The sequence below is a fragment of the Roseivivax sp. CAU 1761 genome (assembly GCF_054482755.1).
Genome location: NZ_JBTLRM010000024.1, coordinates 19,452 through 40,409, shown reverse-complemented (window position 1 = coordinate 40,409; position 20,958 = coordinate 19,452). Strand labels below are relative to the sequence as shown.

22 protein-coding genes and 1 pseudogene are annotated in these 20,958 nt (G+C 68.8%); 8 read left to right on the top strand and 15 right to left on the bottom strand.

Annotated features, from left to right (window positions below; all coding sequences use genetic code 11):
• The first annotated feature begins 59 nt into the window (after positions 1-59).
• A complete protein-coding gene (gene rpoC / locus ACXYMW_RS14300) occupies positions 60-4,313 on the top strand; it encodes a DNA-directed RNA polymerase subunit beta' (protein WP_459036001.1) in 4,254 nt (1,417 codons plus the stop codon).
• Positions 4,314-4,462: 149 nt separating this feature from the next.
• Complete coding sequence (locus tag ACXYMW_RS14295) at positions 4,463-5,071, top strand: hypothetical protein (protein WP_459036000.1); 609 nt, start codon at positions 4,463-4,465, stop codon at positions 5,069-5,071.
• Here ACXYMW_RS14295 and ACXYMW_RS14290 read toward each other — a convergent pair.
• The gene (locus ACXYMW_RS14290; RefSeq protein ID WP_459035999.1) at positions 5,056-5,469 is read right to left on the bottom strand and encodes a hypothetical protein; all 414 of its coding nucleotides are present in this window, start codon (positions 5,467-5,469) and stop codon (positions 5,056-5,058) included. The two genes, ACXYMW_RS14295 and ACXYMW_RS14290, sit on opposite strands and share 16 nt — an antisense overlap.
• Positions 5,466-6,671 (bottom strand): pyridoxal phosphate-dependent aminotransferase, encoded by a 1,206-nt coding sequence (locus tag ACXYMW_RS14285; protein WP_459035998.1) that lies wholly within the window; start codon positions 6,669-6,671, stop codon positions 5,466-5,468. Before ACXYMW_RS14285 ends, ACXYMW_RS14290 begins: the two co-directional genes overlap by 4 nt.
• Positions 6,672-6,781: 110 nt before the next feature.
• Here ACXYMW_RS14285 and ACXYMW_RS14280 point away from each other — a divergent pair, with 110 nt between their 5' ends.
• The 3 genes from ACXYMW_RS14280 to ACXYMW_RS14270 are packed head-to-tail and all read left to right on the top strand — an operon-like array spanning position 6,782 to position 8,001.
• Positions 6,782-7,171: a helix-turn-helix domain-containing protein gene (locus ACXYMW_RS14280; protein ID WP_459035997.1), complete on the top strand. Its 390-nt coding sequence runs from the start codon at positions 6,782-6,784 to the stop codon at positions 7,169-7,171.
• Positions 7,168-7,446, top strand: a complete 279-nt coding sequence (locus tag ACXYMW_RS14275; protein ID WP_459035996.1) for a succinate dehydrogenase assembly factor 2 — start codon at positions 7,168-7,170, stop codon at positions 7,444-7,446. Before ACXYMW_RS14280 ends, ACXYMW_RS14275 begins: the two co-directional genes overlap by 4 nt.
• A gap of 57 nt (positions 7,447-7,503) precedes the next feature.
• Positions 7,504-8,001, top strand: a complete 498-nt coding sequence (locus tag ACXYMW_RS14270) for a MarR family winged helix-turn-helix transcriptional regulator (RefSeq protein ID WP_459036019.1) — start codon at positions 7,504-7,506, stop codon at positions 7,999-8,001.
• A 363-nt stretch (positions 8,002-8,364) separates the two neighbouring features.
• On the opposite strand, the pseudogene ACXYMW_RS14265 reads toward ACXYMW_RS14270, so the two are convergent.
• A pseudogene (locus ACXYMW_RS14265) lies at positions 8,365-8,751 on the bottom strand (1-acyl-sn-glycerol-3-phosphate acyltransferase); the annotation flags it as partial.
• Here ACXYMW_RS14265 and ACXYMW_RS14260 point away from each other — a divergent pair.
• Positions 8,675-8,905, top strand: coding sequence for a hypothetical protein (locus ACXYMW_RS14260; RefSeq protein WP_459035995.1), 231 nt, complete (start codon positions 8,675-8,677; stop codon positions 8,903-8,905). The pseudogene ACXYMW_RS14265 and the gene ACXYMW_RS14260 sit on opposite strands and share 77 nt — an antisense overlap.
• Before the next feature lie 46 nt (positions 8,906-8,951).
• On the opposite strand, the gene ACXYMW_RS14255 is transcribed toward ACXYMW_RS14260, so the two are convergent.
• Genes ACXYMW_RS14255 through ACXYMW_RS14230 form a run of 6 tightly spaced genes read right to left on the bottom strand, consistent with a single transcriptional unit; the run spans position 8,952 to position 13,463 of the window.
• Entirely contained in the window at positions 8,952-9,230 is a 279-nt protein-coding gene (locus ACXYMW_RS14255) for an HPr family phosphocarrier protein (RefSeq protein ID WP_459035994.1), read from the bottom strand.
• 21 nt (positions 9,231-9,251) lie between these two features.
• Entirely contained in the window at positions 9,252-9,674 is a 423-nt protein-coding gene (locus ACXYMW_RS14250) for a PTS sugar transporter subunit IIA (protein ID WP_459035993.1), read from the bottom strand.
• Positions 9,671-10,588 carry an RNase adapter RapZ gene (gene rapZ, locus ACXYMW_RS14245; RefSeq protein ID WP_459035992.1) on the bottom strand — a complete coding sequence of 306 codons (918 nt, stop codon included), beginning with the start codon at positions 10,586-10,588 and terminating at the stop codon, positions 9,671-9,673. Before rapZ ends, ACXYMW_RS14250 begins: the two co-directional genes overlap by 4 nt.
• Before the next feature lie 6 nt (positions 10,589-10,594).
• Positions 10,595-11,020 carry an HPr kinase/phosphorylase gene (locus ACXYMW_RS14240; protein WP_459035991.1) on the bottom strand — a complete coding sequence of 142 codons (426 nt, stop codon included), beginning with the start codon at positions 11,018-11,020 and terminating at the stop codon, positions 10,595-10,597.
• A 7-nt stretch (positions 11,021-11,027) separates the two neighbouring features.
• The gene (locus ACXYMW_RS14235) at positions 11,028-12,758 is read right to left on the bottom strand and encodes an ATP-binding protein (protein WP_459035990.1); all 1,731 of its coding nucleotides are present in this window, start codon (positions 12,756-12,758) and stop codon (positions 11,028-11,030) included.
• A gap of 3 nt (positions 12,759-12,761) precedes the next feature.
• Complete coding sequence (locus tag ACXYMW_RS14230; RefSeq protein WP_459035989.1) at positions 12,762-13,463, bottom strand: response regulator transcription factor; 702 nt, start codon at positions 13,461-13,463, stop codon at positions 12,762-12,764.
• 336 nt (positions 13,464-13,799) lie between these two features.
• On the opposite strand from ACXYMW_RS14230, the gene ACXYMW_RS14225 reads away from it, so the two are divergent.
• Complete coding sequence (locus ACXYMW_RS14225; protein ID WP_459035988.1) at positions 13,800-15,398, top strand: phosphoenolpyruvate carboxykinase; 1,599 nt, start codon at positions 13,800-13,802, stop codon at positions 15,396-15,398.
• 148 nt (positions 15,399-15,546) lie between these two features.
• On the opposite strand, the gene ACXYMW_RS14220 is transcribed toward ACXYMW_RS14225, so the two are convergent.
• The 6 genes from ACXYMW_RS14220 to ACXYMW_RS14195 all read right to left on the bottom strand — a co-directional run bounded on the left by ACXYMW_RS14220 (position 15,547) and on the right by ACXYMW_RS14195 (position 19,447).
• A complete protein-coding gene (locus ACXYMW_RS14220; RefSeq protein WP_459036018.1) occupies positions 15,547-16,011 on the bottom strand; it encodes a PTS sugar transporter subunit IIA in 465 nt (154 codons plus the stop codon).
• Positions 16,012-16,076: 65 nt separating this feature from the next.
• Positions 16,077-16,646, bottom strand: coding sequence for a ribosome hibernation-promoting factor, HPF/YfiA family (gene hpf / locus ACXYMW_RS14215; protein WP_459035987.1), 570 nt, complete (start codon positions 16,644-16,646; stop codon positions 16,077-16,079).
• 285 nt (positions 16,647-16,931) lie between these two features.
• The gene (gene lptB / locus ACXYMW_RS14210; protein WP_459035986.1) at positions 16,932-17,702 is read right to left on the bottom strand and encodes an LPS export ABC transporter ATP-binding protein; all 771 of its coding nucleotides are present in this window, start codon (positions 17,700-17,702) and stop codon (positions 16,932-16,934) included.
• A 1-nt stretch (position 17,703) separates the two neighbouring features.
• Complete coding sequence (gene lptA / locus ACXYMW_RS14205) at positions 17,704-18,189, bottom strand: lipopolysaccharide transport periplasmic protein LptA (protein WP_459035985.1); 486 nt, start codon at positions 18,187-18,189, stop codon at positions 17,704-17,706.
• Between the two features lie 23 nt (positions 18,190-18,212).
• Entirely contained in the window at positions 18,213-18,827 is a 615-nt protein-coding gene (lptC, locus tag ACXYMW_RS14200) for an LPS export ABC transporter periplasmic protein LptC (RefSeq protein WP_459035984.1), read from the bottom strand.
• Positions 18,828-18,832: 5 nt separating this feature from the next.
• A complete protein-coding gene (locus tag ACXYMW_RS14195) occupies positions 18,833-19,447 on the bottom strand; it encodes a ribonuclease D (RefSeq protein WP_459035983.1) in 615 nt (204 codons plus the stop codon).
• A gap of 799 nt (positions 19,448-20,246) precedes the next feature.
• Here ACXYMW_RS14195 and ACXYMW_RS14190 point away from each other — a divergent pair.
• On the top strand, positions 20,247-20,939 hold the full coding sequence (locus ACXYMW_RS14190) for a sugar transferase (RefSeq protein ID WP_459035982.1): 693 nt from the start codon (positions 20,247-20,249) through the stop codon (positions 20,937-20,939).
• The last annotated feature ends 19 nt before the right edge of the window (positions 20,940-20,958 follow it).

Genomic DNA, 20,958 nt, shown 5'->3' with positions numbered 1-20,958 from the left:
GGCCGGCCGGGCACTAGCCCGGCCCGCCCCGTCCCTTGCGCGCAATTCGAGGTATCAAGATGAACCAGGAAATCACCAACAACCCGTTCAACCCCCTGACCCCGCCGAAAGTCTTCGACGAGATCAAGGTGTCGCTGGCGAGCCCCGAGCGGATCCTCAGCTGGTCCTTCGGCGAGATCAAGAAGCCCGAGACCATCAACTACCGGACCTTCAAGCCCGAGCGCGACGGCCTGTTCTGCGCCCGCATCTTCGGGCCGATCAAGGATTACGAGTGCCTCTGCGGCAAGTACAAGCGGATGAAGTATCGCGGCGTCGTCTGCGAGAAATGCGGCGTCGAGGTGACGCTGCAGAAGGTCCGTCGCGAGCGCATGGGCCATATCGAGCTGGCCGCGCCCTGCGCCCATATCTGGTTCCTGAAGTCGCTGCCCTCGCGCATCGGCCTGATGCTGGACATGACGCTGCGCGATCTCGAGCGCATCCTCTATTTCGAGAATTACGTGGTGGTCGAGCCGGGTCTCACCGACCTGAATTACGGCCAGCTGCTGACCGAGGATGAATTCCTCGACGCCCAGGACCAGTACGGCGCCGACGCCTTCACCGCCAATATCGGCGCCGAGGCGATCCGCGAGATGCTGGCCCAGATCGACCTCGAGAGCGAGGCCGAGCGCCTGCGCGAGGAGCTCAAGGAAGCCACCGGCGAGCTCAAGCCGAAGAAGATCATCAAGCGCCTGAAGGTCGTCGAGAACTTCCTCGAGAGCGGCAACCGTCCCGAGTGGATGGTGATGACGGTGATCCCGGTCATCCCGCCGGAACTGCGTCCGCTGGTGCCGCTCGATGGCGGCCGCTTCGCAACCTCGGACCTGAACGACCTCTACCGCCGGGTGATCAACCGCAACAACCGCCTGAAGCGGCTGATCGAGCTGCGCGCGCCCGACATCATCGTCCGCAACGAAAAGCGGATGCTGCAGGAATCGGTCGACGCGCTGTTCGACAACGGCCGTCGCGGCCGCGTCATCACCGGCGCCAACAAGCGCCCGCTGAAGTCACTGTCGGACATGCTCAAGGGCAAGCAGGGCCGGTTCCGCCAGAACCTGCTCGGCAAGCGCGTGGACTTCTCCGGCCGCTCGGTCATCGTGACCGGTCCGGAGCTGAAGCTGCACCAGTGCGGCCTGCCGAAGAAGATGGCGCTCGAGCTGTTCAAGCCGTTCATCTATTCGCGGCTCGAGGCCAAGGGTCTCTCCTCGACGGTGAAGCAGGCCAAGAAGCTGGTGGAGAAGGAGCGTCCGGAGGTCTGGGACATCCTCGACGAGGTGATCCGCGAACACCCGGTGCTGCTGAACCGCGCCCCGACCCTGCACCGCCTCGGCATCCAGGCCTTCGAGCCCACGCTGATCGAGGGCAAGGCGATCCAGCTGCACCCGCTCGTTTGCTCGGCCTTCAACGCCGACTTCGACGGTGACCAGATGGCCGTCCACGTGCCGCTGAGCCTCGAGGCCCAGCTGGAAGCGCGCGTGCTGATGATGTCCACCAACAACGTGCTGTCGCCGGCCAACGGCGCGCCGATCATCGTGCCGTCGCAGGACATGATCCTCGGCCTCTACTACACGACGATCATGCGCGAGGGCATGAAGGGCGAAGGCATGAAGTTCGCCTCCATCGAGGAGGTCGAGCACGCCCTGAATGCCGGCGAGGTGCATCCGCACGCCAAGATCGAGTGCCGCGTCAAGCAGATCGACGACGAGGGCCAGGAGGTCTGGAAGCGCTACGAGACCACGCCGGGCCGGGTCCGTCTCGGCGCGCTGCTGCCGATGAACGCCAAGGCGCCCTTCGACCTGGTCAACGGCCTGCTGCGCAAGAAGGACGTGCAGCGCGTCATCGACACCGTCTACCGCTATTGCGGCCAGAAGGAATCGGTCATCTTCTGCGACCAGATCATGGGCATGGGCTTCAAGGAGGCGTTCCGCGCCGGCATTTCCTTCGGCAAGGACGACATGGTCGTGCCCGAGTCGAAGTGGCCGATCGTGGAAGAGACCCGCGCGCTCGTGAAGGATTTCGAGCAGCAGTACATGGACGGCCTGATCACCCAGGGCGAGAAGTACAACAAGGTCGTGGACGCCTGGTCGAAGTGCAACGACAAGGTCACCGAGGCCATGATGGCGACCATCTCGGCCGCCAAGAAGGACGAGAGCGGCGCCGAGATGGAGCCGAACTCGGTCTACATGATGGCGCATTCCGGCGCCCGGGGCTCGGTCACCCAGATGAAGCAGCTGGGCGGGATGCGCGGCCTGATGGCGAAGCCGAACGGCGACATCATCGAGACGCCGATCATCTCGAACTTCAAGGAAGGCCTGACCGTTCTCGAGTACTTCAACTCGACCCACGGTGCCCGGAAGGGCCTGTCGGACACCGCTCTGAAGACGGCGAACTCGGGCTACCTGACCCGCCGCCTGGTGGACGTGGCGCAGGACTGCATCGTGCGGATGAACGATTGCGGCACCGACCGTTCGATCACCGCCGAGGCGGCGATCAACGACGGCGAGGTCGTGGCTTCGCTTGGCGAGCGCGTGCTCGGCCGCGTGTCGGCGGAGGACATCCTCAAGCCGGGCACCGACGAGGTGCTGATCCGCGAAGGCCAGCTCATCGACGAGCGCATGGCCGACGCCATCGAGGAGGCGGCGGTGCAGACCGCGCGCATCCGCTCGCCGCTGACCTGCGATGCCGAGGAAGGCGTCTGCGCCATGTGCTACGGCCGTGACCTGGCCCGCGGCACCATGGTGAACGTCGGCGAGGCCGTCGGCATCATCGCGGCGCAGTCGATCGGCGAGCCGGGCACCCAGCTGACGATGCGGACCTTCCACATCGGCGGCGTCGCGCAAGGCGGCCAGCAATCGTTCCTCGAGGCCAGCCAGTCGGGCAAGATCGAGTACGAGAACGCCTCGACCCTGCTCAACGCCGCGGGCGAGACGCTGGTGATGGGCCGCAACATGAAGCTGCGCATCGTCGGCGAGGACGGCGCCGAGCGGGCCAGCCACAAGGTCGGCTACGGCACCAAGCTCTTCGTCGAGGAGGGGCAGACCATCGCGCGGGGCGACAAGCTCTTCGAATGGGACCCCTACACCCTGCCGATCATCGCCGAGAAGGACGGCACCGCCCGTCATGTCGACCTGATCAACGGCATCTCGGTCCGCGAGGATACCGACGACGCCACCGGCATGACGCAGAAGATCGTCACCGACTGGCGCGCCGCGCCCAAGGGCAACGAGCTCAAGCCCGAGATCATCCTGCAGGACGCCAACGGCGAGCCGGTGCGCAACGATGCCGGCAACCCGGTCACCTACCCGATGTCGGTCGACGCCATCCTCAGCTGCGAGGACGGCCAGGACATCAAGGCCGGCGACGTGGTGGCGCGGATCCCGCGCGAGGGCGCCAAGACCAAGGACATCACCGGCGGTCTGCCGCGGGTGGCGGAACTGTTCGAGGCCCGTCGTCCCAAGGACCACGCGATCATCGCCGAGATCGACGGCTACGTGCGCTTCGGCAAGGACTACAAGAACAAGCGCCGGATCTCGATCGAACCGGCCGAGGACGGTGTCGAGCCCAAGGAATACATGATCCCGAAGGGCAAGCACATTCCGGTCGTGGAAGGCGATTACGTCCAGAAGGGCGACTACATCATGGACGGCAACCCGGCGCCGCATGACATCCTGTCGATCATGGGTGTCGAGGCGCTGGCCAATTACATGATCGACGAGGTCCAGGACGTCTACCGGCTGCAGGGCGTGAAGATCAACGACAAGCATGTCGAGGTCATCGTCCGGCAGATGCTGCAGAAGTGGGAGATCCTCGACTCCGGCGACACGACGCTGCTCAAGGGCGAGCACGTGGACAAGGCCGAGTTCGACGCCGCCAACGAGAAGATCGAGAAGAAGGGCGGCCGTCCGGCCCAGGGCGAACCGATCCTGCTCGGCATCACCAAGGCGTCGCTGCAGACCCGGTCCTTCATCTCCGCGGCCTCCTTCCAGGAGACCACCCGCGTGCTCACCGAGGCCTCGGTGCAGGGCAAGGTGGACAAGCTGGTGGGCCTCAAGGAGAACGTCATCGTCGGCCGCCTGATCCCGGCCGGCACCGGTGGCGCGACCCAGAAGGTGCAGAAGATCGCCACCGACCGCGACAACGTGGTGATCGAGGCGCGCAAGACCGAGGCCGAGCAGGCCGCGGCCCTGGCCGCCCCGGAGGAGAGCGCCGGCAGCGACGTGATGGGCGAGGACGATTACGACACGCTGATCGTCGACACCCCCGAAAGCCGCGAGTGACCGCTCCGGGCCAGGCCTCCGCCCGGCCCGCCGCGTCACTGCTTCGTGAGCCCCCGCCCCCGGCGGGGGCTTTCGCGTTCCGGGCGCTCGACAGCCGCCGGCCTCCGCGCTAGGGACGGCGCGCACGACGGGAACGGGAAGAGACATCCATGACATTCAGGCTGTTGGCGCGCCTCGCGGCGCTGGTCGCCCTGCTGGGCCTGACCGCTTGCGGACCGAGCTACGTGAACGGACCGCCGGGGCCGGACCAGGCCGAGATCGCGGCCCTGGCGGCGGCGATCCGCGACCTCGGCGCCGATGTCGATCCCGGCGAGGCCGAGCGCGCCGCGCGCATCGCCTTCACCTACCCGCTGACGCTGGCCGAGCGCTACGAGATCGAGGACCCGCCGGTGGTCCACAACATCAAGGTCAACAACGGCGCCAAGCCGCGCGGCCTGTGCTGGCACTGGGCCGAGGACCTGCAGGCCCGGCTGGCCCGCGAGGGCTTCCGCACGCTCCAGCTGCACCGCGCCATCGCGCCGCCGCGCAATGTCTTCCGGCTGGAGCACAGCACGGTGATCCTGAGCCGCCGCGGCGACGGCATGTATGACGGTCTGGTGCTCGATCCCTGGCGCTTCGGCGGTGTCCTGTTCTGGTCCCCGACGCGCGAGGACGCCCGGTACGACTGGCTGCCCCGCGCCGAGGTGCTGTCGTCGCGCCGCAGCGGCGGCGAAGGCTCGGAAACCGCTGCGGTGACCCGCGGCTACGCGCTGCCCTGACCGGAAGGCGGGTCGCGCTCGGCGCGGCGCCGCACCAGAACCGCCCGGAGATCGTGCATCGCCAGCAGCAGGTCGTCGGTGATCTCGTCGAGCTGGGCGTCGCTGGCGCGGCTCTGCGCCCAGTGCGCGGCGAGGTTGATCTGCTCCACCACGCGGTGCATCTCGTCGGCCTCGCGCAGCTTCAGCAGCGTGCGGCGCCGCATCAGCCAGGTCTCGATCTCGGCGACCTCCTCCGGCGACAGCTCGGCCCCGCCCTGGGTCCGGATCTCGCCCGAGCGCAGCCCGACCACCGCGACCTGCTGCAGGTCCAGCCGGCGGTTGCGGTTCTCGGCATCGATCCGGCAGACCGCGGCGCCGCCCTCGCGGATGCGGAAGTAGAGCCGCGGCAGCCGGCTCATCGCGTTACCCCCTCGCAGAAGCGCCGGATGCGGCGGCAGGCCTCCTCCAGAACCGCGTCCGAGGTGGCGTAGCTGACCCGGAAATAGGGGCTGAGGCCGAAGGCCGCGCCGAACACCACCGCCACGCCCTCCTCCTCGAGCAGGGCGCGGCACACCGCCTCGTCGTCGTCGAGCGGGGTGCCGCCGGCGCTGGTGCCGCCGATCAGCCCGGCCACCGATGGGTAGACGTAGAAGGCGCCCTCGGGCACCGCGCAGGTGATCCCCGGGCAGGCGTTCAGCGCGCCGACCACCAGGTCGCGGCGGCGCCGGAAGACCTCGCGCCACTCGGCCAGGAAGTCCTGCGGCCCGGTGAGCGCCTCGACCGCCGCCCATTGGCTGATCGAGCAGGGATTGGTGGTCGATTGCGACTGCACCTTGCGCATCGCCGCGATCAGCGGCTCGGGCCCGCCGGCATAGCCGATGCGCCAGCCGGTCATGGCATAGGCCTTGGAGACGCCGTTGACGGTCAGGATGCGGTCGCGCAGGTCGGGCGCCACCTTGGCCGGGGTCGCGAAGCGGAAGCCGTCATAGGTCAGGTGCTCGTAGATGTCGTCCGACAGCACGTGCAGGTTGGGCCAGCGCCGCACCACCGCCATCAGCGCGGCGATCTCGCCGCTGGTATAGGCCGCGCCGGTGGGGTTGGAGGGCGAGTTGAAGATCAGCCACTTGCTGCGCGGCGTCAGCGCCGCCCCGAGCGCCTCGGGCGTCAGCTTGAACCCCGCCTCGGCCCGGGTCGCCACGATCACCGGCTCCGCCCCGCCGAGCCGGACGATGTCGGGGTAGCTGACCCAGTAGGGCGCCGGCACCACCACCTCGTCGCCGGGGTTGAGGGTGGCGATCAGGGCGTTGAACAGCACCTGCTTGCCGCCGGTGGAGACCGAGATCTCGGAGGGCGCATAGACCAGCCCGTTCTCGCGCCGGAACTTCTCGGCGATCGCCGCCTTGAGCTCGGGCATGCCGTCGGGCGCGGTGTATTTCGTGTGCCCGGCACCGATCGCCGCGACGGCGGCGGCCTTGATATGCTCGGGCGTGTCGAAATCCGGCTCGCCGGCGCCGAGACCGATGATGTCGCGGCCTTCGGCGGCGAGGTCGCGCGCCAGCTGCGTCACCGCGACGGTGGGGGAAGGTTTGACGCGGGAGAGGGTGTCGGACAGAAAGGCCATGGGTGCCCCGATTTGAACCGCAATGCGCCCTGTCTTAGATTTGGCCGCAGCGGTGATCAACCGGGGCCGGTCGCGGGCGGGCGCGCGGCGGCGCTGAAAGGAATGACGCGATGGATGACGAGAACTGGTACGGCCCCGACGCGGCGACCTTCGGCGATCGCCTGGCGGCGGCGCGCGACGCGGCGCAGATGTCCCAGGAGGACCTGGCGCGGCGGCTCGGCGTCAAGGTGACGCTGGTGCAGTCCTGGGAGGAGGACCGGGCGGAGCCGCGGACCCACCGGCTGCAATCGCTGTCGGGCATGCTGAACGTGTCGATGGCCTGGCTGCTCTCCGGCGAGGGCGAGGGGCTGAGCCCGCCGGCCGACGAGCCCGACATGGCCGACCTGCGCGCCCTGCTGATCGACCTGCGCGAGATCCAGACCGACATGCGGCGCACGGCGGAACGCGTCGGCCGGCTCGAGAAGCGCCTGCGCCGGGCGATGTCGGAGGCCGGGATATGAGCGCCGCGGAGACCCGCGCGGTGCGCCTGCGCCGGCTCGCCATGCGCTCCTCGCGCCGCGGCACCAAGGAGATGGACCTGATCCTGATGGCTTTCGTCGAGGCTCGGCTGGGGGCGTTGCCGGACGAGGCGCTCGACCGCTACGAGGCGCTGCTCGAGGAGAACGATCAGGATCTCTACCGCTGGATCAGCGGCCAGGAGCCGGCGCCGTCCCGCCACGGCGCCAGCATCGCCGAGATCACCGCGACCCTGCCCGGCGGGGGCCGCGCGACTTAACCGATTGTTTGCGACTTTGCCGCAATCTCCGCCCAATGAACAATGGCGGAGAAGACGATGACCCTGCACTCCATGATGGGCCAGGCGGAACGCGACGGATTGCTGCCCGGATATCTCGACGCGGTGTCGATGATCGAACGGCTGCACCGCCTGCTGCTCGACGTGATCAAGGACGAGTTCGAGCGGCTCGGCATTCTCGAGGTCAATGCCGTGCAGGCGCTGCTGCTGTTCAACATCGGCGACAACGAGGTGACCGCGGGCGAACTGAAGACCCGCGGCTACTACCAGGGCTCGAATGTCAGCTACAATCTCAAGAAGCTGGTGGATGCCGGCTACATGCACCACCAGCGCTGCGAGATCGACCGCCGCGCGGTGCGGGTCCGGCTGACCGGCAAGGGGCGGGAGGTCCGTCAGGTCGTGCGTGAGCTGTTCGATCGGCATGCCGACGGCATGCGCCGCGGCAGCGTGTTCGGCCCGGCGGGCTTCGACGACCTGTCGCACAACCTGCGCCGGCTGGAACGCTTCTGGACCGACCAGATCCGCTACATCTACTGAGCAGCCGGCCGGCGCCCGGCTTGGCGATCCGGCCGGCGGCCCGGGTCCGGAGGCGGCGGGCGGCCCGGGTTCCGAGCCGGCGGGCGCCCCGGAGCGCCAGGGGCGCGCCGCGGCCGGGCGCCGCCGGACCGGGTTTCCGGCACAGGGGCGCGGGGCCGCGCGCCGGATCAGGTCCGGCGCGGCCCAGTTGGCCGGCCCCAGCGGCGCGCCGGTCACCGGCGCCTGCGGCCGGCCGCAGGCGCGCACCACCTCGTGCAGCAGCAGCCCCTGGCGCAGCGTCGGCGACAGCGTGCTGGCCAGCTGGTAGGCGCGGGAATTCTCCCCCGGGAAGCGCACCGGCACCACGGTGGCGCCGCTGCGCCGGATGAGATTGGCGGTGAAGGGCGCCCAGGGCGCCTCCTGGGCGGCGCCGCAGCCGCCCGGCGCCGCGGCCACCGCGCCGGCGGGAAACAGCGCCACCGCGCCGCCGCGTTCGAGCTGCGCCATCGCCCGCGCCCGCATCTCCAGGCCGCGCGCCCGGGCATCGGCCTCGTGCGGGAACGGCACCGGGATCAGGAAGTCCTCGATCTCGGGAATGCCGGTGAGCAGCGAGCGCACGAGGATGCGGTAATCCTGGCGCACCCGGCCCAGCAGCTCGGCCAGCACCATGCCGTCGACGAGGCCGTGCGGATGGTTGGCGACCAGCACCACCGGGCCCTGGGCCGGGATCCGCGCGGTCTCCGCCGCCGGGGTCTCGATGGCGATGCCCATCACCGCCAGCGCCTGGCTCCAGAAGGCCTGGCCCTCGGCCGGGCCCAGCCGCTCGAAGCGCCGCACCAACCGCAGCAGCCGGGCCTTGCCGGTGCTCCATTCGAGCGCCCGGATCGCAACCCGCTTCCAGGGATCGGGAAAGGTGTTGGCGTAGCTCAGGCGGCGGGCCTCGACGCGGCCGTCGCCCCGGGCGGCGTGGCTCAGCACGGCTCCCCGAACTTGTCGGCCACCAGGGATTCGATGGCATCGGCGAGCGCCGCCGCATCGGCGCCCGAGGTCTCCACCTCGATCGTGCTGCCACGCGCCGCGGCCAGCATCAAGAGCCCCATGATGCTGTCGCCCGAGGCCGAGAGCCCGTCGCGCGACACCTCGGCCGAGGCGTCGAAGCCCTCGACGATCTCCACCAGCTTGGCCGAGGCGCGGGCATGCAGGCCCTTCTCGTTCACGATCCTGAGCTGGCGGCGCACGATGTCGGTCATGGCAGAAACGTCCGGTTCCGGTCAGGCCGTCTGGGACGGCAGATCGGCCATGTGATCGGGCTTGATGTTCTGGCTGTCAATGTATTTCCGGCCCGCCTCGAGCGCTGCGCGGACCGCTTCCGTCACACTTTTGTTGCGTGATTTCGCCAACTTGATCAGCATCGGCAGATTGGCGCCGTAGAGGATGCGGCGGTTGTCGGGCTGACAGGCGCGCAGCGACAGGTTGGAGGGCGAGCCGCCGAACATGTCGGTCACGATGACCACCCCGTCGCCCTGGTCGACGGCGTCGGCGGCGGCGCAGATCTCGGATTGCTTGCTGCTCCGGTTGCAATCGGCCTCGATGGCGATCGCGCTGATCCCGGGCTGCTGGCCCACGACATGCTCGACCGCGGCGAGATATTCGCGCGCGAGTCCGCCATGCGCCACGATGACGATCCCGATCAAGATCCGCCTTCCCCAGTTTTGTCCAGAACGCGTCCGGTAGCGGGGGCAAGGCCCCGGCGTTCCAGTTCCCTGTGTCTTATAGACACCCGCCAGCCCGCAGCCGCAAGCCCGCCGGCCACGCTTTCCGTAACGGCAACAGAGCGATGCTGCCCGCCGGTGCAGCCGAAGCCGACGGCGAAATGCGCCTTGCCCTCGTCGCGGTAGGCCGGCAGCAGGAAGGTCAAAAGGTCGGTCACCCGGTCGAGGAAGCGGGCGTACCGGGCATCGCCCGCCACATGCGCGGCCACCTCGGCGTCGAGCCCGGTCAGAGGCCGCAATTCCGCCACCCAGTGCGGGTTCTGCAAAAAGCGGCAGTCGAAGATCATGTCGGCCCCCTGCGGCACGCCGCGCTTGTAGGAAAAGGACATCAGGGACACGGCGAGCTGCCGCGCCGGGTCGAGGCTGAAGCCCGCCTGCAATTCCTCGCGCAGCTCGTGCGGGGACAGGGCAGACGTGTCGATCAGCGTGTCGGAGACCAGCCGCACCGGCTCCAGCAGGGCCCGTTCGCGGCGGATGCCGTCGCTGGGCGCGGCATCGGGCGACAGCGGATGCCGGCGCCGGGTTTCGGAATAGCGCCGCACCAGCACCGCCTCGCTGCAATCGAGATAGAGCAGTTCCAGCGCCAGGCTCGGCCAATCGGCCAGCCGGGCGCGCAGTTCCAAGAGCCCCTCGACCGAGAAGTCGCGGTTGCGCACGTCGACTCCCAGCGCCATCGGCCGCGGCAGCGTCGGTCCCTCGAGCAGGCGCGGGATCAGGCTGACCGGGATGTTGTCGATGGCCTCGTAGCCGAAATCCTCCAGCGCGTTGATCGCCGTGGACCGTCCGGCCCCGGACGGACCGGTGACGAGCACAACACGCTCAGCGGACGAACCCATGCCGCGTTACTCCTTTCGACCCGCCTTTAGATATTGCAGCAATGCGGCGGCGAAATGGGCGTGCTCGAAGTTGTGAAGCAACACCACCCGGTGACCGAGAACCGTCTCGTGCCGCGCCGGCGGCAGGCGCTGCGGTTCCGCCCGGTCGAGATCGAGGATCGCCGCCAGCCGCGCGCCCGCCACCGCCTCGGCGCGCAGCAGCCCGAGGCCGCGGGCCTCGATCAGCCCGCGGATCGGCGCCGGGGCGGAGAGTTCGACGCCGTCGGCCCGCGCCGCGAGGCAGACCCGGTCATCGGCGACGAGCCCGGCGCCCCAGGCCATGAGCTGCAGCGCCAGCGCCGACTTGCCGCGCCCCGATGCGCCGCGGATCAGCAGGGCGCGGCTCTCCCAGGCGACCGCCGTGCCGTGCAGGACGACCGGCGCGTCGGTCATCCCCGGCTCATATCGGCAGGCCCACGACGAAGCGCGCGCCGAGCGGCTCGGAGGTCACGTCGGCCTCGGTGGGGCGGATGTTCTCGGCCCAGATCACCCCGCCATGGGCCTCGACGATCTGCTTGGAGATGGCCAGGCCGAGGCCGGAATTGTTGCCGAAATCGCTGTCCGGGCGGTGCGAGTAGAAGCGCTTGAAGATCTTCGTCAGCGACTGTTCGGGAATGCCGGGGCCGGTATCCTCGACCACCACCAGGACCCGGTTGTCGCGCCGCCGCACCCAGACGCGGATGGCGTCGCCGTCCTCGCAGAACGAGATCGCGTTGGTGATGAGGTTGACGAAGACCTGCGCCAGCCGCGCCTCGAGCCCGTTGATGCGGATCGGCCGCGGCGGCAGGTCGGTGATGAACTCGACGCCCTTCTTCTTGGCATCGGCGCCGAGATACTGGGTCAGGTTGTCGACCATCTCAAGCAGGTTGAACTCCTGCTCCTCCTCCTTGACCAGTTCGCTGTCGAGCCGCGAGGCGTTCGAGATGTCGGAGACCAGGCGGTCGAGGCGGCGCACGTCGTGCTCGATCACGTCGAGCAGCTTGGTGCGGTGCTCCTCCTTCTTGATCATCCGGAGCGAGCCCACGGCCGAGCGCAGCGAGGCCAGCGGGTTCTTGATCTCGTGCGCGACGTCGGCGGCGAACTGCTCGTTGCCGTCGATGCGGTCGTAAAGCGCCGCCACCATGCCGCGCAGCGCCCCCGAGAGGCGGCCGATCTCGTCCGGGCGGGCGGTCAGGTCGGGGATGCGGATGCGGCCGGGGGAATTGTTGCGGCGGTTGCGGTCGCGCCCCATCTCGGCGGCCTCGGCGAGGTCGGAGATCGGGTGCGCGATGGTCGAGGCCAGAACCAGGCTGAGCCCGATCGAGACCAGCGTGGCGATGACGAACATCTGCAACACGCGCTCGCGCTCGAGCCGCACCGCGGTGTCGATCTCCTCGGCCGGGAACACCGCGCCGACGATGCCCGCGACCTCCGACCCCTGGCGGATCGGCGTCAGCGCGGTGAACACCGTGGCGCCGGATTCGACCTGCACCTGGGAGACCACGGTCGCCTCGGTGCCGTTGCTTTCGATCAGGCGGCGCAGCCGGTCCTCGAGGCTGAGCGGCGCGTCGCTCGACAGGATGGAGAACATCCCCGCCACCGAATGCCACAGCGCGGTCAGGAAGTCGGAGATCACCGTCGGCTGCTCGACCGCCTCGGCCGCGGTCTCGCCGGCGGCGGGGCGCATCGCGCCCTCGGCCTCGCCGACGAGGAACAGCGCCGGGTCGAAGACCATCACCTGGGCCCCGGCCCGCAGGTCGAGCCCGGCCAGCGTCCGCGCCACGTCGAGCCCCTGCCCGGCGGCCAGATCGACCTCCGCCGCGCTGTCGATCTGCGCTTCGAAGACGTCGGCGACGAGCTCGATCTCGCCCTGCACGGCGTTGGCGCGCTGGATCGCCAGGGTGTCGCGCGACGAATTCAGGAACAGGATGCCGGCCGCCAGGACGTTCAGCGCGATCAGATTGAAGGTGATGATCTTGCGGGTCAGCGGCGACCGGTTGAGTGAAAACAGCCCCCGCCGCGCGCGGCTCTCGCGCAGCTCGCGTTCGACGGTGGAATGCGGGGCGACCCAGTCGTCGCCCAGCACCACGTCGTCGTCCCGCCGTCCCGGCGAAGGGTCATCCTGCGGCAGGATGCGCTCGGCAAGGGCCATGGATCACTCTTCGTTGAAGCGGTAGCCGATGCCGTAGAGCGTCTCGATCGCCGAGAACGTGTCGTCGGCGCCGCGCATCTTCTTGCGCAGCCGCTTGATGTGGCTGTCGATGGTGCGGTCGTCCACGTAGACCTGGTCGTCATAGGCCACGTCCATCAGCTGGTCGCGGCTCTTGACGAAGCCCGGGCGCTGCGCCAGCGCCTGCAGCAGCAGGAACTCGGTCACCGTCAGCGACACGTCCTTGCCCTTCCAGGTCACCGAATGCCGCAGCGGGTCCATGGTCAGCGAGCCGCGGACCAGGAGCTTGGTCTCCTCGGTGTCGCCCACCGCGTCGGTTTCCACCGCCTCCTGGCGGCGCAGCAGGGCGCGGATGCGCTCCACCAGCAGGCGCTGGCTGAACGGCTTCTTGACGTAGTCGTCGGCGCCCATGCGCAGGCCCAGGACCTCGTCGATCTCGTCGTCCTTGGAGGTCAGGAAGATCACCGGCATCTTGGATTTCTGCCGCACCCGCTGCAGCAGGTCCATGCCGTCCATGCGCGGCATCTTGATGTCGAACACCGCCATGTCCGGCAGCTTGCGGTTGAAGGCTTCGAGCGCCTGCTGGCCGTCGTTGTAGGTTTCGACCTCGAAGCCCTCGGCCTCGAGCGTGATCGAGACAGAGGTCAGGATGTTGCGGTCATCGTCCACAAGGGCGATTCTCGACATGGGGGAATTCCTTGTACTGCTCTTGTTGTCTGTTTTTCCACAATATGGGCGGTTTCGGGGGGTACAGCAATTCCTAATGACGAATCACCGACGGGGCATGGCTTCGATGCAACCCCAAAAGTGTCGAGATCGGCTTAATCCGCGTCACGACCTTTCCCGCCGCCGGAACGCCGCGAAATTTGGTTGCGCTAAACCTCGACTGGTTGCGCTAACTCGATGCCCGGCAATCTGTTCAGTCAAATGCTGCCCGTGCTAGATGGTGCCCTGCGGTATACTATGCCGTGGGGAACTGATGACAGGCCGCCGGGCGGCCGGGCTTACAGGAGCGCGAGAGCGATGACATTTGGACGGGTCAACCCGCAATTCCGGCTCGAAGATCAGGGGATCGAGGGGCTGGGAAATGTCTACTACAACCTGATGGAGCCCGCCCTCGTCGAGGCGGCGCTGAAACGGGGAGAGGGACGGCTGGGCCGCGGCGGGGCCTTCCTGGTCACCACCGGCGCCTTCACCGGCCGGTCGCCCAAGGACAAGCACGTCGTGCGCAGCGCCTCGGTCGAGGACAAGATCTGGTGGGACAACAACGCGCCGATGTCCCCCGAAGGCTTCGACGCGCTGCATGCCGACATGCTCGAGCACATGAAGGGCGGCGACTACTACGTGCAGGATCTGGTGGGCGGGGCCGACCCGCAGCACGCCATCAACGTGCGCGTGGTCTCGGAACTGGCCTGGCACAACCTGTTCATCCGGCACCTGCTGCGGCGGCCCGACCGCGAGGATCTGGACGAGTACACCGCCGACTTCACCATCATCAACTGCCCCACCTTCCAGGCCGACCCGGCGCGCCACGATTGCCGCAGCGAGACGGTCATCGCCCTGAACTTCGACAAGAAGCTGATCCTGATCGGCAACACCGAATATGCCGGCGAGAACAAGAAGTCGGTGTTCACGCTGCTGAACTACCTGCTGCCCGAGAAGGGCGTGATGCCGATGCATTGCTCGGCCAACCACGCCGTCGGCAACCCGGTCGACACGGCGATCTTCTTCGGCCTGTCCGGCACCGGCAAGACCACCCTGTCGGCCGACCCCGCGCGGGTGCTGATCGGCGATGACGAGCATGGCTGGTCGGAGCGCGGCACCTTCAACTTCGAGGGCGGCTGCTACGCCAAGACGATCAGCCTGAGCCGCGAGGCCGAGCCCGAGATCTACGCCACCACCGAGAAGTTCGGCACGGTGATCGAGAACATGGTCTTCGACGAGGAGACCTTCGAGCTCGATTACGAGGATGACAGCCTGACCGCCAACATGCGCTGCGCCTACCCGATGAGCTACATCTCGAACGCCTCGAAGACGGCGCTCGGCGGGCATCCGAAGAACATCATCATGCTGACCTGCGACGCCTTCGGGGTGCTGCCGCCGATCGCCCGGCTGACCCCGGCGCAGGCGATGTACCACTTCCTGTCGGGCTTCACCTCCAAGGTCGCCGGCACCGAGCGCGGCGTCACCGAGCCCGAGCCGACCTTCTCGACCTGCTTCGGCGCGCCCTTCATGCCGCGCCGCCCCGAGGTCTACGGCAACCTGCTGCGCGACAAGATCGCCAAGCACGGCGCCACCTGCTGGCTGGTCAATACCGGCTGGACCGGCGGCGCCTACGGCACCGGCTCGCGGATGCCGATCAAGGCCACCCGGGCACTGCTGACCGCGGCGCTCGACGGGTCGCTGTCCAATGCCGAGTTCCGCAAGGACCCGAATTTCGGCTTCGAGGTGCCGGTCAAGGTCGAGGGCGTGGCCGAGCTGCTGCTCGACCCGCGCCGCACGTGGGAGGACAAGGCCGCCTACGACGCGCAGGCCGCCAAGCTGGTGCAGATGTTCGCCGACAATTTCGCGCAATACGCGCCCTATATCGACGAGGACGTGAAGGCCGCCGCCATCGGCTGACCGCAGGCCGGCCACGGCCCGCCCTCGCGCCGCCCGCCCCGTCCCGGGGCGGGCGGTTTTCGTTTGCGGGACCGGCCACGCGAAACGGCCCCGGGCAGATGCCGCGGGGCCGTCATGTCGCGTGTTCGGGGTGCGGTCCGGGCGCGGCTCAGGCGGCCTGCGACGGCGTCACCTCGGTCAGGATGGTGAACAGCTTGGCCGGATCGGGATTGGCGCGCAGCTTGTTGCAGAAACCGCCGTCGCGCAGGGTCCGCGACACCAGCGCCAGCGCCTTCAGGTGTTCCACCCCGGCATCCTCGGGCGCGAAGAGCGCGAAGACCAGATCGACCGGCTGGCGGTCCACCGCCTCGAACTCGATCGGCTTCTCGAGCAGGATGAAGGCGCCGCGCACCGCGTCGAGCCCGGACAGACGGGCATGCGGCAGCGCCACGCCGTGACCGACGCCGGTGGGGCCCAGGCTCTCGCGCTCCATCAGCGCCTCGAGCGTGCGGTCGTAATCCACCCGATAGGCACTCGCCGCGGTCTCCGCGATGTCGTGCATCAGCCGCTTCTTGCTCGTGGCACCGCTGATCACCCGGACGGCGCCCGGCTCAAGAAGGTTCATGACGTTCATATGCACCTGCTCAGATTTCGCGTGCCGCGTGCCGTCCGACTTCTGGCTCGGCATCTGCCCGAGCCCTACGGATCGATCCAGCCGATATTCCCGTCGTCACGACGGTAGACCACGTTCACGCCGTCCTTCTTCTCGTTCCGGAACACCAGCACCGGCGCTCCGGCGAGTTCCATCTGCATCACCGCCTCGCCCACAGAGAGCGACGGAATCTGCGTCTCCATCTCGGCGACGATGATCGGCTGGAGGCTGTCGGGCTCGGCATCCTCCGGCAGGTCGTCACCGGGTCCGGCGAGGATATACGAAGACGCACCGGAGAGTTCAACCGGACTCGTCCGGGCCTGATGGTGGTCCTTGAGACGCCGCTTGTAGCGCCGCAGCTGCTTGTCCATCTTCTCGCGCGCGGCGTCGAAGGCGGCATAGATCTCGGTGGCGCGGGCCTTGGCGGTGCAGTTCAGGCCCGTGGACAGATGCACCACCGCCTCGCAGACATATTCATGGCCGCTCTTGGAGAAGATCACATTGGCGTCGGTCGGCCGGCCGGCATATTTCTCCACCGTGCCGGCGAGCTCGGTCCTGACGTGGGTCTGAAGCGATTCGCCGATGTCGATCTGCTTGCCCGTGATCTGATACCGCATGGACTTGTCCTTCTGTGAAAGGGCCGCGCGCGCGACCGGTCACGTGCTCTGGCACGCGCGAACGGCCCCTGGCGTCGGGAGATGACGCGCGCCTGCGATCGCCCAGACCGCACCGCCGCGGAAGCGGAGGCAGGCGCGTCGAGGGGCACGGAGTCGCTGCGTCATGATGGATATTTGAGGCGAGAAGCCGGGTTTCTGTCAAACGAAACCCGCGCCTCCGGGTTCCGCGCACCGACGTCAGCCGATCCCCGCCCGCGGCCCGGCGGGCGGGTGCCGCGACGGCAATCAACCGTAGCGGAAGCCTTCCCCCAGATAGACACGGCGGACGTTCTCGTTCTGCACGACCTCCTCCGGGCTGCCCGACATCAGCACCCGTCCGTCGTGCAGGATGTAGGCCCGGTCGACGATACCCAGCGTCTCGCGCACGTTGTGGTCGGTGATCAGCACGCCGATGCCGCGGGTCTTGAGTTCCGAGACCAGGCCGCGGATGTCGCCGACGCTGATCGGGTCGACCCCGGCGAAGGGCTCGTCGAGCAGCAGATATTTCGGATCGGCGGCAAGGCAGCGGGCGATCTCCACCCGGCGCCGCTCGCCGCCCGACAGGGCCAGCGCCGGCGCCCGGCGCAGGTGCTCGATGGAGAATTCCGAGAGCAGCGCCTCGAGCCGCCGGCGCCGCTTCTGGGCGTTGCGCACGCTGATCTCGAGGATCGAGGCGATGTTCTCCTCGACCGACAGGCCGCGGAAGATCGACATTTCCTGCGGCAGGTAGCCGATGCCCAGCCGGGCGCGGCGATACATCGGCAGGTAGGTCGCGTCGTAACCGTCGATCAGGACCTGCCCGCCCTCGGGATTCACCAGCCCGGCAATGGCGTAGAAGCTCGTCGTCTTGCCCGAGCCGTTGGGCCCGAGCAGCGCCACCACCTCGCCGCGCTCCAGGGTGATCGACACGTCGCGGATCACCACCTTCTTGCGGTAGCTCTTGCGCAGGTGGCTGACCCGCAGCCCGCTCTCGCCTTCGGTGACGCTCAGCGCCGCGCGCCCGTTCGGTCCCGCCATGTCATTCCTGACCCGCCGGCTGCAGCACCGTGCGCACCCGACCGGACATCTCGGCGGTGCCGCTCTCGAGGTTGACCACCATGCGCTCCGAGGTCAGGGCGTTGTCGCCCTGGGTCAGCAGCACGTCGCCGCTCATCACCACGGTGCCGGCATCGATGTCGTAATCGGCGCGCTCCGCCTCGGCCGCCTCCTCGCCGGAGACCAGGGTGACGCCGCCGGTGGCCTCGAGCCGGGCGATGCGGCCGGCTTCCTCGCCGTAGACCACCAGCACCCGCGGCGCGGCCAGGCGCATCTCGCCCTGCCCGATCACCACGTTGCCGGTATAGAGCGCGGTGCCCTCGGCGCGGCTCACCTCGAGCTGGTCGGCGCTGATCTCGACCGGCAGGGAACTGTCCTGCCGCATCGCGCCGAAGGCCACCTCGGCCCCCTGGGCCAGCGCCGCGACCGGCAGCAGGCCCAGAACCAGGCAGAACGGAATGTGTCGCATCATGGCCGGAGACCTCGCTGGCATCAGGGGCGATATATCACCCGAACCCCGTCGGTGAAAAGCAGACGCAGGTCGGCATCCTCCTCGGCGGTGCCGGCGCTTTCCTCGATGCGCATCCGGCCGGCCTCGATCTCGCCCACCGGGCCGCTGGCATCGACCCGGCCGTCGCTCTCCACCGCGACGCGGTCCATCGCCGCGGTCAGGGCATCGGTCTGCATCCGGTAGCCCTGCGAGGAGCGCATCCGCACCCCGCCGGTCAGCCGCACGCTCTGTTCGCCGTCGAGGCTGGCCGCCGGGGCGGCGAGGTCGACGCGGCTGCCATCCGGCCAGGCCATCGCCGCCTCGACGTCCACTGCCAGCGCCCGGCCCTCGGCCTCGGGGTCGGGGCGGGCCTGCGCCGCCTTGAGCGTCAGCAGCGCGCCGGACCCGGTGGCGCCGGAATAGAACGGCGCGGTGACCATCTCGGAGGCGCGGTCGGAAAAGCCCTCGCGGGTGGCGATCGGCACGTTGCCGGTGGGATCGGAATCGCGCGCGAAGAGGAAGATCGTCGACAACAGGCCCAGCGCCACCAGCGGCAGCACGATCTTCATCCAGGAGACGAGATCGGAGTGGAGCCCTCTGCCGCGCGCCCGGACCATCGCCGTCAGGAATGCGCGAAGATGTCGGTGTCGGGCCACCCCGCGAGGTCGAGCTGCGCCCGCACCGGCAGGAAGTCGAAACAGGCCTGCGCCAGTGCGCTGCGGCCCTCGCGCGCCAGCATCGCGTCGAGCGCCTCGCGCAGGCGGTGCAGGTAGAGCACGTCGGAGGCGGCGTAATCCATCTGCGCCCCGCTCAGCGCCTCGGCCCCCCAGTCGCTGGATTGCTGCTGCTTGGAGATGTCGACGTCGAGCAGCTCGCTCAGCAGCGCCTTGAGCCCGTGCCGGTCGGTATAGGTGCGCACCAGCCGGCTGGCGATCTTGGTGCAATAGACCGGCGCCGCGAGGGCCCCGAAGGTCTTGTACATCGCGGCGATGTCGAAGCGCCCGAAATGGAACAGCTTGAGCACCTGCGGGTCGGTCAGCAGGCGTTCGAGGTTCGGCGCGCTGGTCTGGCCGCGGGCGATCTGCACCAGATGCGCCTCGCCGTCGCCGGCCGAGAGCTGCACCACGCAGAGCCGGTCGCGATGCGGATCGAGCCCCATCGTCTCGCAGTCGATCGCCACGGCGGGTCCGAGATCCAGCCCGTCGGGCAGATCGCCGTGATGGAGATGATTGGCCATGGCGAACTCCGTTGGTTTGCTGCCGACATAGAAGGGGCATGGCGGCGAGGCAAGCGATCGGCGCCCCGCCCGTGCCCCGGACGGGGCGGCGATTCGGGCGAAACCGGGCGACTTTGTGGCGGCTTCGGGGGGTCCCGGAGGGTCGCCTCCAATTCTTGTAACATTTGAGACATCGCCCGGCTCTCCTCTAGGATGTCGCGCCGCCGCGGCCGTGAAGCGCGGAGCCGGGCGCGGCCCGGAGCCCCGCGCGCCGGGAATGCCCCGCCCGGCCCTCCGCCGAATTGTTGCCGCGCCGCGGGCGCAATTCGCACCCCGGCGCGCAACAATTCCAGGTAGAGATTAACATTCGTTCAGATTTCTTAACGAATGCCGCACCCCGCTTCCGGATTTGTTTCCCGCGGGGAAGCGGTGCGTTGCGGCGCCCGGGCGGCAAGTTCCTGAAACCGTGGGGTTTCCTTTGGGCCGGACCCTCGTGCGCGCGGCCCATTTCGGACCGGCCGGCGAATTGCGGCGCGCGGCACGGGCCCTGCCGCGCGGAGTCCCGTTCTCTCCGAAGTTGTAACTGCGTGAGGTCCGTTGCCGAAAATGGCCGCAATTCAATATCGTGGGGCGTAACGGGACGGCCGCATTCCGGTCCGTTTCGGGTGACGAGGCACCGGGGGCTGGTGCTGCGCAGACAACAAGAGCGGCCCCGGAAGACCGGCAGGGCAGTGCCCCGCGCGCCAGCGCGGCTCCCGCACCGCCCCGCGCCGTCCAACCGGGTCCGAAAGAGCAGTGGCCCCGGGCCTCGGAGGGAACCTTGACCGCACATTTCCGTCGACCGCTGGCCGGTACGAACGAGATCGAAAGCCTCGTGCTGGACGCGTTCCAGGCGCGTCCGCGTCCGACCTTCTACCGCGACCGGGCGAAGCGGCTGCTCGACGTGGCGCTGGTCCTGATGGCGGCGCTGCCGGTGCTTCTGGCGCTGCTGCCGCTCTGCGCCCTGATCATGCTTGATGGCGGCGCGCCGATCTACCGGCAGCGCCGGGTCGGCTGGGGCGGGCGCGTCTTTTACATGTGGAAGCTGCGCAGCATGGTGCCCGATGCCGAGGCCCGGCTCGAGGCGCATCTCGCCTCCGACCCGGCGGCGCGCGCGGAATGGGACGCCGCGCAGAAGCTGCGCCGCGATCCCCGCATCACCCCGCTCGGCCGGGTCATCCGCAAGACCTCGCTCGACGAATTGCCGCAGCTCTGGAACGTGCTGCGCGGCGACATGTCCCTGGTCGGCCCGCGGCCGATGATGGATTGCCAGCGCAGCATCTATCCCGGCAGCGCCTATTACGCGCTGCGCCCGGGCATCACCGGTTACTGGCAGACCTCGGTGCGCAACGATTCGAGCTTTGCCGAGCGCGCGGAATTCGACCTCGCCTATCTGCGCGACCTGTCGCTTGCCACCGACGTGAAGCTTCTGGTGCGCACCGTGAAGGTGGTGGCCACCGGCACCGGGTACTGAGACCCGCAGCCCGGGCGCG